This is a genomic window from Verrucosispora sp. SN26_14.1, from assembly GCF_004307965.1.
Taxonomy (GTDB): domain Bacteria; phylum Actinomycetota; class Actinomycetes; order Mycobacteriales; family Micromonosporaceae; genus Micromonospora.
This window is the reverse complement of the sequence record NZ_SISL01000153.1, coordinates 1-12,645: the sequence shown is the minus strand read 5'-3', so window position 1 is coordinate 12,645 and position 12,645 is coordinate 1. Positions and strand designations below refer to the sequence as shown.

13 protein-coding genes are annotated in these 12,645 nt (G+C 72.1%); 8 read left to right on the top strand and 5 right to left on the bottom strand.

What is annotated here, in order from left to right:
• From EYA84_RS15465 to EYA84_RS15455, 3 genes are all read right to left on the bottom strand, one after another.
• On the bottom strand, nucleotides 1–990 hold a 990-nt coding region (locus EYA84_RS15465; RefSeq protein ID WP_394347573.1), incomplete at its 3' end, for a multidrug effflux MFS transporter.
• A 195-nt stretch (nucleotides 991–1,185) separates the two neighbouring features.
• Nucleotides 1,186–2,142, bottom strand: a complete 957-nt coding sequence (locus tag EYA84_RS15460; RefSeq protein WP_131053774.1) for a hypothetical protein — start codon at nucleotides 2,140–2,142, stop codon at nucleotides 1,186–1,188.
• Nucleotides 2,143–2,191: 49 nt separating this feature from the next.
• Nucleotides 2,192–3,784, bottom strand: a complete 1,593-nt coding sequence (locus EYA84_RS15455) for a GMC family oxidoreductase (RefSeq protein ID WP_131053773.1) — start codon at nucleotides 3,782–3,784, stop codon at nucleotides 2,192–2,194.
• A 215-nt stretch (nucleotides 3,785–3,999) separates the two neighbouring features.
• Between EYA84_RS15455 and EYA84_RS15450 the strand changes: the two genes are divergently transcribed.
• The 8 genes from EYA84_RS15450 to EYA84_RS15415 all read left to right on the top strand — a co-directional run bounded on the left by EYA84_RS15450 (nucleotide 4,000) and on the right by EYA84_RS15415 (nucleotide 11,272).
• Nucleotides 4,000–4,638 (top strand): hypothetical protein, encoded by a 639-nt coding sequence (locus EYA84_RS15450; RefSeq protein WP_236145785.1) that lies wholly within the window; start codon nucleotides 4,000–4,002, stop codon nucleotides 4,636–4,638.
• A 58-nt stretch (nucleotides 4,639–4,696) separates the two neighbouring features.
• On the top strand, nucleotides 4,697–5,212 hold the full coding sequence (locus EYA84_RS15445) for a sigma-70 family RNA polymerase sigma factor (protein ID WP_131053772.1): 516 nt from the start codon (nucleotides 4,697–4,699) through the stop codon (nucleotides 5,210–5,212).
• Nucleotides 5,202–6,053 carry an RICIN domain-containing protein gene (locus tag EYA84_RS15440; RefSeq protein ID WP_131053771.1) on the top strand — a complete coding sequence of 284 codons (852 nt, stop codon included), beginning with the start codon at nucleotides 5,202–5,204 and terminating at the stop codon, nucleotides 6,051–6,053. Before EYA84_RS15445 ends, EYA84_RS15440 begins: the two co-directional genes overlap by 11 nt.
• 219 nt (nucleotides 6,054–6,272) lie before the next feature.
• Complete coding sequence (locus EYA84_RS15435) at nucleotides 6,273–7,034, top strand: DeoR/GlpR family DNA-binding transcription regulator (RefSeq protein ID WP_131053770.1); 762 nt, start codon at nucleotides 6,273–6,275, stop codon at nucleotides 7,032–7,034.
• A 58-nt stretch (nucleotides 7,035–7,092) separates the two neighbouring features.
• The gene (locus tag EYA84_RS15430; protein WP_131053769.1) at nucleotides 7,093–8,454 is read left to right on the top strand and encodes a sugar ABC transporter substrate-binding protein; all 1,362 of its coding nucleotides are present in this window, start codon (nucleotides 7,093–7,095) and stop codon (nucleotides 8,452–8,454) included.
• 57 nt (nucleotides 8,455–8,511) lie between these two features.
• Entirely contained in the window at nucleotides 8,512–9,444 is a 933-nt protein-coding gene (locus EYA84_RS15425) for a carbohydrate ABC transporter permease (RefSeq protein WP_131053768.1), read from the top strand.
• On the top strand, nucleotides 9,441–10,283 hold the full coding sequence (locus tag EYA84_RS15420) for a carbohydrate ABC transporter permease (RefSeq protein ID WP_131053767.1): 843 nt from the start codon (nucleotides 9,441–9,443) through the stop codon (nucleotides 10,281–10,283). The genes EYA84_RS15425 and EYA84_RS15420 overlap by 4 nt, the downstream gene beginning before the upstream one ends.
• Nucleotides 10,280–11,272, top strand: coding sequence for a zinc-dependent alcohol dehydrogenase family protein (locus tag EYA84_RS15415; protein WP_131053766.1), 993 nt, complete (start codon nucleotides 10,280–10,282; stop codon nucleotides 11,270–11,272). The genes EYA84_RS15420 and EYA84_RS15415 overlap by 4 nt, the downstream gene beginning before the upstream one ends.
• A gap of 33 nt (nucleotides 11,273–11,305) precedes the next feature.
• On the opposite strand, the gene EYA84_RS15410 is transcribed toward EYA84_RS15415, so the two are convergent.
• The gene (locus EYA84_RS15410) at nucleotides 11,306–12,394 is read right to left on the bottom strand and encodes a hypothetical protein (protein WP_131053765.1); all 1,089 of its coding nucleotides are present in this window, start codon (nucleotides 12,392–12,394) and stop codon (nucleotides 11,306–11,308) included.
• Nucleotides 12,391–12,645 (bottom strand): DUF4339 domain-containing protein (locus tag EYA84_RS15405; RefSeq protein ID WP_131053764.1); only part of this gene is annotated, 255 nt, incomplete at its 5' end. The genes EYA84_RS15410 and EYA84_RS15405, both read right to left, overlap by 4 nt.

The window sequence follows — 12,645 nt, the reverse complement described above, 5'->3', positions numbered from 1 at the left end:
GAGCCCGGCCCAGAGCGCCGCGAGCAGCGCCGGCAGGCCACCGAGCCCGGTCGTGGCCAGACCGAGCAGCACCAGACCGGCGACCGTACCCGCCAGCAGGGCGCCGGCCAGGATCCGCTGCGGCGGATAGCGCCGCAGCAGACGTACGTTGGCCTGGGTGGCCGCGATCAGGCCGATCGAGCCCGCGCCGAAGGCGAACCCGAACTGCTGCTCGTCGAGGCCGTACTGCTCCTGCAGGACGAAGGAGGAGCCGCTGACGTAGGCGAAGATCGACGACATCGCCAGCCCGGCCACGAGCACCAGCCCGACGAAGGGCCGGTCGTGCAGCAGCGAGCGGTAGAGGCGGGCGGTGGACACCACCCCGCCGCGCTGACGGCGGGCCGGCGGCAACGTCTCCCGCAGGCCGAAGACGGCGACCAGCATCAGCAGGACGCCGAAGACGGCCAGCGCGGCGAAGACACCCTGCCACCGCGTCCAGCGCAGCAGTTCGCTGCCGAGCGTGGGCGCGAGCACCGGAGCGGCTCCCATCACCAGCAGCAGGCGGGACAGCACCTGCGCGAAGGCCCTTCCGCTGAACAGGTCACGGACCACGGCCATGGCGATCACGGCGGCGGCTGCGGCGCCCAGGCCCTGGAGGACCCGTAGCGCGCCGAGCACGGCGACGTTCGGGGCGAGCGCGCACAGCACCGAGGCGACGATGTGCAGCGCGGTGCCGGCGATCAGCGGCGTGCGCCGACCGACGGCGTCGGAGAGCGGGCCGATCAGCAACTGGCCGAGGGCGAGCCCGACCAGCGTGCCGGTGAGGGTCAACTGGACCGCCGCCGAGCTGGTGCCGAGGTCCTCGGCGATGGCCGGCAGCGCCGGAAGATACATGTCGATGGTCAGCGGCCCCACCGCGATCAGGGAGCCGAGGACGAGGATGAGCCGTACGCGTTGCCGGGGGCTCATCAGGTCGCCCGGCATCAGCGCGCCCGGCGGCGGGGCGCTCATCGGAGGATCTCCGGCCGGTCCGGACGCTGAGCAGGCAGTGGTGCGACGGTCATATCTGGCTCCAACCCGCGACCGGCGTGCTGATTCCCGGTCGACGTATTGGTAACGCAGCTCACAGCCGGTCGGGCGTGGGTGACCACCCGGTCGTCGGGTGCGGGCGGGCCGTCGCGCCGACGGCCCGCCCGACCGTCGTCACTACCCGATCAGCGACCGGTGGACCTGCTGCTGCGAACCCTGCACGAAGAGGTGCACGTGACCGCCGTAGACGGTGGTGCCGGGCGCCGAGACCAGGTCGACCGGGCGGGTCGCCGCCGACCATCGCGACCAGGTGGAGGTGTTCAGCGTGTACGCGGCGGTGCGGACCGTGCCGGTGTCGACGTCGCTGACGTACAACCGCAGGTCGCCGCCGTACACCTCGGCGGCCGGGCCGGACGGCGTACCCGCCGAGCCGGGCACCGTGGACCAGGTCGTCCAGGCGTCGGTGGACAGGTCGTACCGGACGGTGCGGAGGGTGTCGACCGAGCTGCGGACGAACACCCAGAGCCAGCCCCCGTAGACCGCGGTGGTCGGCGCGGAGGTCGCGCCCTGGAGGCCCGCCAGCGTCGACCAGCCCGACCAGGTGCCGGTGCTCTGGTCGTACCGGACCGTGCGCAGGACGCCCGGCGTTGCCCGGACGAACAGGTGCAGGTGACCGCCGTACACCGCGACAGCCGGCTCCGACGTGGTCGCGCCCGACCCGGGCACCGTCGACCAGGCGGACCAACTCGCGGTCGTCAGCGAGTAGTGGGCGGTCCGGATGGTGCCCGCCGGCCCCCGGACGAAGACGTGCAGCCCGTCGCCGTAGAGGATCAGGGCCGGGGCGGAGGCCGCCTGGGCCAGGCCCGGCACGGTCTGCCAGCCCGACCAGGCCGCGGTCTGCATGGAGTACCGGTTGTGCACCACGCTGTCGCCGGGGCCTTCGGCGACCAGGTGCACGTCGCCTCCGTAGACGGCGGCTGCCGGCCGGGACAGCGCGGGGGTGGTGCCGGGCACGGTCGTCCACCCCGGGGGCGACGACATCTGTGTCGGGGCGGCGCCGGCCGGTGCGGCGGACAGCACCGTGCCGACGAGGGTGAGGGCGAGCAGGCGGCTGACCAGCCGTGCGCGACGCATCGAGAACATGTACGACTCCAAGATGGACGGTGGCGGAAGCATACCGTCGTCAGGCGGCTCGGATGAGGTCCGCGGCGCGCCACGCCAGTGCCATCACCGGTGCGTTGAGATAACCACTGACCAGGGTCGGCAGCACCGAGGCGTCCACCACGCGCAGGCTCGCGACGCCCCGTACCCGCAGCTGCGGATCCACCACGAAGTCGTCGCCCGGCCCCATCGCGCAGGTGCCGACCGCGTGGTAGCCGCAGTACCCGAGCGCCAGCCCCGCCTGGATGATCTCGTCGTCCTCGCGGACCGCCGGGCCGGGCAGCGTCTCCATCGAGATCCGCTTGGCGATCGGGCCGGTGGCGAAGAGTTCCCGGGCCCGCCGGAAGGCGTCCACGGCCACCCGCCGGTCGTGCGCCGCGTCGAAGTAGCCGGCGACGATCCGGGGCGGAGCCTCCGGGTCGGCGGAGGTGATGGCGAGGCTGCCCTCGCTCTCCGGCCGGGTCACCGTGACCTGCGCCATCAGCCCCGACTCGGCCTCCAGCTCCAGCGCCCGTCCGGGCCGTCGGGGTGCCGCCGAGAAGGGCGCGACCAGCAACTGCGCGTCCGGATGCCCGGCGGAGGGCGTGGAGCGGAGGTACGCGCCGACGTCGTACACCGGCAGGGCCAGCGGACCTCGGCGGGTCAGCAGGTAGCGCAGCATCTCCCGACCCTGCCCGAGCGGCCCGCGCAGACGCGGGTTGTAGCCGACCCGACCGGTCAGCCGGAACTGGATCGGGGTGGTCCGGTGCTCCCGCATCCCGGCACCGACCCGGGGCCGGTCGAGCAGCACGTCGACCCCGGCCCGGCGCAGCGTGTCGGCCGGGCCGATCCCGGAGACCTGCAACAGGTGCGGGGTGGCGATCGCCCCGGCGGCGAGGACCACCTCCGCCCGGGCCCGGAAGTCGACCGGTTGCCCGCTCCGGTGCGCGTGCACGCCGACGGCGCGACCGTTCTCCACGATCACCCGGCGGACCACCGTGTTCACCGCGACGTGCAGGTTGGGCCGATGCCGGACCGGGTGCAGGAAGGCGTCGGCGGCACTGCTGCGGCGGCCGTCGCGGATGGTGGCCATCAGGTAGCCGATCCGCTCGCCGTCACCGGCGTTCAGGTCGTCCGTGCGGTGCCAGCCGAGTTCCTCCCCGGCCGCGATGGTCTCCTCGCTGACCTCGTCGGTGGCGGTGGCGGTGGAGAGCCGCAACGGGCCACCGGCTCCGCGTACGTCGGAGGCACCGAGCGGGTTGTCCTCCAGCCGCTTGAAGATCGGCAGCATGGTGTCCCAGCCCCAGCCGGGGTTGCCGAGGCGTTCCAACTGGTCGTAGTCGAGCCGGTCGCCCCGGGCGTACACCATGCCGTTGATCGAGCTGGAACCGCCGATCAGGCGTCCCCGCTGCCAGATCTCCTGCCGGCCGGAGCGCACCTCGGCGGGGTAGTGCCAGGCGGTGCGCCGGTCGTCCATCAGCCGGCTGAAGCCCTTGGGGATGCGCACCCACGGGCTACCGTCCCAACCGCCGGCCTCGATCACCAGCACCCGGACACCGGGGTCCTCGGTCAGGCGGTTGGCCAGTACGCAGCCGGCCGAACCCGCGCCGACCACCACATAGTCGTACTCCGTCATGGGGAACCCTCCGGTTCGCGGCCCGGCAGCCGACTTACCGTATTGCCTCGGTCACGCAAAGGGAAGAAGTCGTCGATGCGTACCCGAAATCCGTACGCAGAGTGATCGTGCGTCGTGGTGAAACCACCGCGGCGTGCCAGGCGTCATCAGGCTGTACGGACCGACACCCGGACCGGTCGGACGGGCTCGGGGCGGTAGCCGGAAGGTGGGAGGCCATGATGGTGACGAGTAGGTGGCTCGCCGGTACGGGCCTGGTGGCGCTGGTCGCCGCCGCAGTGGGTGTGTACGGGGTGGCGTCGGCGTCCGAGAGTGCGCCACCGGCGGTCGAGCCGCTGGCGATGGCGGCGCCGTTCGTCGCGGCGACGCCGAAGCCGAAGCCGACGCCGACGCCGACCGTGGAGCCGGTACTCTCCGGCACGCGTCGGGTCACGATCGTCCGGGTCGGCGCGTTCGAGTCCGGGCTGTCGTTGCTCGACGGGGGACGGCTGGCCGAGGTGGACGACGACCGGGGACGGCAGGTGTTCGTGCCGACCCCGCTGGGCGGGCAGGAGTACCTCATCAAGTCGTACTACGGCGGCGGCACCGGGCAGCCGGTCTGCTGGCAGACGCACAACCCGGGCAACGCCCGACCGCTGGTGGTGCGGGGCGCCACCTGCCGGGCCGGTGACCCGCTCCAGCGGTTCGTCATCACCAGGGCGCAGGGTGGCGGTGCCCGCGAGTTCGTGATCAGCAACAGTTGGGCCTACCTGCGGACCACGGCGCGCAACGGGCTGATCCTGGAGGAGTTGGGCGACGCGGCGCCGTTCGACAGCTTCCGGTTCAACGACACCGGGCCCGCGCCACGGCAGGGCTGACGTCCGGCGGGGATGCGGCATGACCAGGAGCGACCGGATCGGCTGGAGACCGTGATCGATGCGCGACGCTGACGAGTTCGACGCCTTCTACTCCGCGTCGGCCCAGCGGGTGCTGGGCCACCTCTACGCCATGATCGGCCGTCGGGCCGAGGCGGAGGACGCGGTGGCGGAGGCGTACGCCCGGGCCTGGGACCGGTGGGCGACCGTCCGCGAGTGCGACAGCCCGGAGGCGTGGGTGCGCAGCGTCGCGTACCGGGTGGCGGTCAGCGCCTGGCGCAAGACGGTCAACCGGCTCACGGCCCACCGACGGCACGCCGCCGAGGAGCGCGTCGAGGGCAGCTCGGTCGACCACGTCGCGATCGTGGCCGCGCTGCGCCGCATCCCCGCAGACCAGCGCCGGGTGGTGGTCCTGCACCATCTGGTGGGCCTCAGCGTGGCGGAGATCGCCACCGAGGCGGGCACCAACGTGAACACCGTCAAGACGCGGCTCGCCCGGGGGCGACGCGCCCTCGCCGCCCACCTGGGCGACGACGAGCACCAGGTGACCAGCGGGGGGAGGGGACATGACCGCTGACCGCGAGCTGGACGACGCCCTGCGCGGGTTGGCCCGGCACGGCGGGCAGGGCCGGGTCCACCCCGCCGCCGAGATCCGGCGCCGGGGGGACACCCGACGCCGTCGACGGCACGTCGCGACCGTCACGGTCGGTGTCCTCCTGGTCGCCGCGCTCGGTGCCGGCACCGCCGCCATCCGCCTCGCCGGGCCGCCGCACACCATCCCGGTCGGGCCGGCGGGACCGACCCCCGTCCCGGCCACCGGCCCACCCGGGGCCACGCCGAGTCCCGACGTGGTCGGTCCCCCCACCGGCTCGTCGAGTCCGTCCACCACGTCGTCGCGCCCCGCGCCGAATGGCTCTCGGCCGTCCGTCACGGACCCGTCGAGTCCCGCCTCGGGCACCACCGGTGCGCCGCCGGTGGGCGCCGGCGGGGTGCTGTCCGGGCAGCGCCGGGCCACCGTCGTGCGGGTCGACGGGATCGGCGGGGTGTCGATGCGCGACGAGGGTGGTCTCGGCGAGGTCGACGGGGACGAGGGCGACCAGCTCTTCGTCTTCGTGCCGCAGGGCGGGGACACCTATCTGGTCCGGGTCGCCGGGGCGGGGGACACCTGCTGGGAGTCGCGCTCCTCGGGCAGTGCGCCGTTGCGCGTGGTGGGTGCCGCCTGTGATCCGGGCGAGCCGAGGCAGCGGTTCACGATCGTGCGGGACGGGCAGCGGGGCGGCGCGCCCGCGTACGCGATCAGCAACCTGTCCGCGTTCCTCCAGCACTCGCCGACCCGGGGGCTGATCCTCGAGGAGATCGGCGACGCGACGCTGACCACCTATTTCCGGCTGGTCGACAACGGGCCCGCGTCGAGCTGACGAGGCGACGCCCGACCGGGCGCACCGGGTGCTGATCGGGCAACCCGGGGCGCCAATCGGGCGGTCGTTCTGCGCGGTAAAGGTTCAATGGCCGTTATGTGCTGCCCGTTCGGGCTGGCTTACGGGCAACAAACCCACCAGAATCACCCGCATGTGACCGGAGTCACCTGACCGTCCACGGTGTTACAAAAAGACACACACGCCGACGGGAGGTACAGAGTGGACGCGAACCAGCGCCGCCACCACATCCTCGCCGTGGCGCGCCGGCAGGGCGACGTCGACGTCCGCGACCTCGCCGTCGAGCTGAGCGTCGCGCCGGAGACCATCCGTCGTGACCTGAGCCTGCTGGCCCAGCAGGGCCTGGTCCGCCGGACGCACGGCGGTGCCTACCCGATGGAGACCGCCCGCTTCGAGACGACCCTGGAGACCCGGGCCACCCGGATGGTCGTGGAGAAGCGACGGATCGCCACCGCAGCCGTGGAACACCTCGGCGACGCCGAGTCGATCTTCATCGACGAGGGCTACACCCCGCAGCTCATCGCCGAGGCGCTGCCCACCCACCGGCAACTGACCGTGGTGACCGCCTCGCTGCACACCGCGGCGACGCTGGCCGCGTACCCGTCGGTCACGGTGCTGTTGCTCGGCGGCCGGGTGCGCGGACGCACGCTGGCCACCGTCGACCACTGGGCCACCCGGATGCTCGCCGGCTTCGTGATCGACCTCGCCTACGTCGGGGCCAACGGCATCTCCCGCAAGCACGGGCTGACCACACCGGACCCGGCCGTGGCCGCCGTCAAGGCCCAGGTGATGGCGGTGGCCCGGCGGGTCGTCTTCGCCGGGGTGCACACCAAGTTCGGCGGGCACAGCTTCTGCCGGTTCGCCGACGTGGCGGACCTCGACACCGTCGTCACGGACACCGCGCTGCCGGCCTCCGAGGCGCACCGCTACTCGCTGCTCGGTCCGGTGGTGCTGCGCGTCTGAGCGCCCCGGCCGACCGTCCCTTCACCCTCACCCTCACCACCACTTCCGGAGGTTCGCTGTGCCCAGAACACGATCTCCGCGCCGATGGCGCGGCACGCTCGCCGTCGGTCTCGCCGTCGCGCTGGTCTCGACCGCCTGCTCCGGAGCCGGCGGCGGGTCGTCCGGCGACGGCACGGCCATCACCGTGCTGATGGTCGGCAACCCGCAGATGGAGGACCTGGCCAAGGTCACCGCCGAGAACTTCACCAAGGACACCGGGATCACCGTCCGGTTCACGATCCTGCCTGAGAACGAGCTGCGCGACCGGGTCACCCAGGACGTCGCCACCCAGGGCGGCCAGTACGACGTGGCCACCATCGGCGCGTACGAGGCGCCCATCTGGGCGCAGAACGACTGGCTGCACGAGCTCAGCTCGTACGCCGACGGGGACACCGGCTACGACAAGGGCGACCTGCTCGAACCGATGGTCGCCTCACTCTCCGGCCAGGACGGCAAGCTCTACGCCGCGCCGTTCTACGGCGAGTCGTCGTTCCTGATGTACAACAAGGAACTCTTCGCGGCCAAGAACATCACCATGCCGGAGCGCCCGACCTGGCAGCAGGTCGCCGGGTTCGCCGCCCAGCTCGACGACAAGGACAAGGGGATCTCCGGCATCTGCCTGCGCGGGCTGCCCGGCTGGGGTGAGCTGTTCGCGCCGCTGACCACCGTGGTGAACACCTTCGGCGGCACCTGGTTCGAGAAGGACTGGACGCCGAAGGTCAACGCGCCGGAGTTCACCGAGGCGACCACGTTCTACGTCGACCTGCTCCGCGCGCACGGTCAACCGGGCGCACCGCAGTCCGGGTTCACCGAGTGCCTGAACACGTTCGGCCAGGGCAAGGCGGCGATGTGGTACGACGCCACCTCCGCCGCCGGCACCCTGGAGGACCCCAACTCCAGCACCGTCGCCGGCAAGGTCGGCTACGTGTACGCGCCGGTCGAGAAGACCGACTCGTCGGGCTGGCTCTGGGCCTGGGCGCTGGCCATGCCGAAGACCACCAAGAACGCCGACGCCGCCTGGAAGTTCATCTCCTGGGCGACCGGCAAGGAGTACGAGCGGCTGATCGGCGGCTCGCTCGGCTGGTCCCGGGTACCGGCCGGCAAGCGCCAGTCCACCTACGAGATCGCCGAGTACCGCGAGTCCGCGAGCGCCTTCGCCGACATCACGCTCAAGTCCATCCAGGAGGCCGACCCGGTCGCCCCGGGTGTGCAGCCCCGGCCCGCGCTGGGGGTGCAGTTCGTCGGCATCCCCGAGTTCGCCGACCTCGGCACCAAGGTCTCCCAGGAGGTGTCGGCGGCGATCGCCGGCCAGAGCACCGTCGAACGGGCGCTCGCCGACGGCCAGCGGTTGGCCGAGGAAGCCGCCAGCAAACACCGGTAGCCGCGTGTCGGGGCCGGTCGACCGGCCGGCCCCGACCCTGCCCTGTGAGGCGGATCGATGACCACGACCACCACCACCGACCCGGACGCGAGCCCGCGTCCCGCCGTACGTCCCACCCGGCCGGACCGTAAACAGCGCTGGGCCCGCCGCGCCCCGCTGCTGCCCGCCCTGGTCTTCGCCATCGTGGTGACCCAGCTGCCGTTCCTGTTCACCCTCTACCTGTCCACCCAGAGCTGGAACGCGTTGCGTCCGGGCAGCCAGGAGTTCATCGGGCTGGCCAACTACGCGACCGTGCTCAGCGACGCCCGACTGCGGGCCGCCCTGGTCAACACCGTGGTGCTGACCGCCTCGTCGGTGATCGTCTCGGTGCTGCTCGGCCTCGGCCTGGCCCTCCTGCTGGACCGGAAGTTCCCCGGCCGGGGCATCGTGTGGACGCTGCTGATCACCCCGTTCCTGGTGATGCCGATGGCGGCGGCACTGCTCTGGAAGCACGCCATCTACAACCCGTCGTACGGCCTGATCAACGGCATCGTCGGCGGCAGCACCGACTGGGTGTCGCAGTACCCGATGGTGGCCGTGGTCGCCTCGCTGGTCTGGCAGTGGACCCCGTTCATGATGCTGATCATCCTGGCCGGGTTGCAGGGCCAGTCCCTGGAGACGCTGGAGGCCGCCCGGGTCGACGGCGCCGGACCGTGGCAGACCTTCACCCGGATCACGCTGCCCTACCTGCGGCCCTACCTGGAACTCGGCGCCCTGCTCGGCGCGATCTACCTGGTGCAGACGTTCGACGCGGTCTTCACCATCACCCAGGGCGGTCCCGGGCGGGCCACCACCAACCTGCCGTACGAGATCTACCTGACCACCTTCCGCAAGTTCGAGTACGGCGAGGCCGCCGCAGCCGGTGTGGTGGTGGTGATCGGCACGATCGTCGTCGCCACCTTCGCGCTGCGGTTGCTCTCCAGTCTGTTCCGGATGGAGGACGCGCGATGAGGCGTACCGCTGCCCCGGTCCGGCGCGGGGCGGGCGTCACCGGCGCGGTCTGGACCGTGCTGGCCTGGCTCGCCGGACTGTTGTTCTTCCTGCCGGTGGCATGGATGGTGCTGACCGGCTTCAAACGCGAGGTGGACGCCGCGAGCAACCCGCCGGCCTGGTTCTTCACCCCGGTGCTCGACGGCTACCGACAGGTCTTCGACCGGGACCTCATGCCGTACCTGCTCAACTCGCTGATGGCCAGCGTGATGTCCACGCTGCTGGTGCTGCTGCTGGCCACCCCGGCCGCGTACGCGCTCTCCATCCGGCCGGTCGCCAAGTGGCGTGACGTGCTGTTCTTCTTCATCAGCACCAAGATGCTGCCGGTGGTCGCCGCGCTGCTGCCGATCTACCTGCTGGTGCAGAACCTCGGCATGCTGGACAACGTCTGGACCCTGGTCGTGCTCTACACGGCGATGAACCTGCCGCTGGCGGTCTGGATGATGCGCTCGTTCATGCTGGAGGTGCCGACCGCCCTGATCGAGGCGGCGGCGATGGACGGCGCGAGCCTGCTGGTCACCATCCGGCGGATCCTGTTGCCGATCGTCGCGCCCGGCCTGGCCGCCACCGCGCTGATCTGCTTCATCTTCAGCTGGAACGAGTTCTTCCTCGCGGTCAATCTCACCGCCACCAGGGCCGGCACCTCGCCGATCTTCCTGGTCGGCTTCATCACCTCCGAAGGGCTGTTCCTGGCCCGGCTCTGCGCGGCGGCGACGATCGTGTCGTTGCCGGTGGTGTTGGCCGGCTGGATCGCCCAGAAACAACTCGTCCGAGGACTCTCCATGGGGGCGGTCAAGTGAAGGCAGCAGTCATCGTCACGCCGGGTCAGATCAGCGTCGAGTCCGTACCGGACCCCACGCCCGGCCCCCGGGACGTGGTCGTCGAGGTGGCCGGCAGCGGGATCTGCGGCACCGACCTGCACATCATGGACGGCGAGTTCGCGCCCGCGTACCCGATCGTGCCGGGCCACGAGTTCGCCGGCACGGTGGTCGCGGTCGGCGGCGACGTCACCGAGGTCCGCGTCGGCGACCCGGTCGCCGTGGACCCGTCGCTGCACTGCGGCGAGTGCTACCAGTGCCGGCGGGCCCGGGGCAACCTCTGCGAACGGTGGAACGCCATCGGCGTGACCGTCGCCGGGGGAGCGGCCGAGTACGCCCTCGCTCCGGTCCGCAACTGCGTGGTGCTGCCCGAGGGCGTCGCCCCGGCCGACGCGGCCCTGATCGAACCGCTCTCCTGCGCGGTACGCGGCTTCGACGTGCTGCCCCGGCGGCTCGCCGACCACTACCTGATCTACGGGGCCGGCACGATGGGCCTGATGATGCTCGAACTGGCCAAACGGTGCGGCGCGGCCACGGTCAGCGTGGTCGACCCGAACGCCGACCGCCTCGCCACCGCCGTCGCGCTGGGCTGTTCGGCGAGCGCGGCGGGCGCCGACGACCTGGACCGGCCGCGTGGCTGGGACGTGGTGATCGACTGCACCGGCGTGCAGGCCGCCATCTCCGACGGCCTGGGCCGGGTCGCGCCGGCCGGCACGTTCCTCCAGTTCGGCGTCTCCGAGTACGCCACCCGGGTGCCGGTCGAGCCCTACCGCATCTACAACAAGGAGATCACCGTCACCGGCTCGATGGCCGTGCTGCACAGCTTCGAACGTGCCGCCGAACTCTTCGCCGTCGGGGTCCTGGACCCGGCCGTCTTCATCAGCCACCGGTTCCCGCTGGAGAAGTACGCCGACGCGATGGCGCAGTTCCGGGCCGGCGTCGGTCGCAAGATCCAGATCGCCGCCGCGTGAGGTACGCGGCGGCGTCCGAGACCCGCGCGGCTCCTACCGACCCAGCGCGAACGCCAGCACGATCGCGGCGACCAGCGCCAGCGCGGCCAGCACCGCGGCAGCGATCTTCACCTTGCTGTACGGGCGTTCGCCGATCACCTCGCCGGTGCGGGCGTTGACCAGGATCTGGTACGACCGCCCGGCGTGCAGGTAGGCGGCGATCCAGACCGGCAACAGCATCAGCTTGTACGTCACGTCCGAGTAGCTGGTGTCGACGGAGTCGACGCGCTGTTCGTCGCCACCGATGTCGCTGCGGCAGTCACCCTGGATGACCGGCGCCATCCGGGTCTTCGCCGTGGCCAGCCCCGCCTCGGGCTCGGTGTCGTAGCGCAGCGCGTGGTAACCGGCCAGGTAGTCCCCGTGGTACGCGACCGCCTCGGTCAGCGGCCACGGGGCCAACCGGTCCAGCTGCTGCTCCGGCAGGTACCGGGTGGCCGGGACCAGCACGTCGTCGAAGTCCCGCCGGACCGTGCCGCCGGCCGGATACCACCGGGTGTGGCGTACCTGCCGGGTCCGCGTCTCCGCCTTGCCGTCGACGATCACCGTGTACGTCTCGGTGACCCAGTAGTGCTGGCCGCGCTGCCCCCGGTACTGCGACACGGTCCGCGCGTCGAACGTCCAGTGCGGCAGGTACGTGCCCTTGAGCGTCTCCGCCTCGCTGACCTTCTTCAGGCTGTTCGGCGCGAACCAGCGGCTGCGGCACCAGGTGCTCAGAGCCGTCCGCACACCGGCGCGGTCGACCTGGAACGGCAGCACCCCCTCCGGGGCGATGAGGCTGCCCGTCGCGTGGTCGGCCACCAGTGGCGCGGCGCAGAACTGGCACCGCTTGGCCAGCGCGTTGCTCTCGGTGCGGGCACCGCAGCCCGGGCAGACGAAGGTGTACGCGCCGACCTGCGCCGCCGGCTTGCGCGCCAGCGTCGCCAACTGGGCGTACGCGTGCTCGCGTACCTCCCGGCCGGCTCCGGCGATCTCCTGCTGGCTGCCGCAGTACGGGCAGCGCAGCACTGCCGCGCCCGGTGCGTACTCCACCCGGGCGCCGCAGTTGCCGCATCCGAACGCCGGCGGGACGGTCGCGCCGCTCATCGCGGCGGCAGCGGCGGCGGAACGCTGGCCAGCACCGAGGCGAGCTCGGGAAGCTGCCCGGCGGGCTGCCACTGTGCCATGCCGGCCCGCCAGGCCAGCGTCTCCGGGCCCAGCGTGCCGGCGGCCACCTGGGCGGCCAGCCCACCGAGGTCGAACGGGCCCTGCCGCTGCCCGTCGACGCCGATGAACCACTGGGTCTGGGTCGGCAGCGGCGGCGGCTCGGCGCTCGGCGGTGTCGGGGCGTGCGCCGC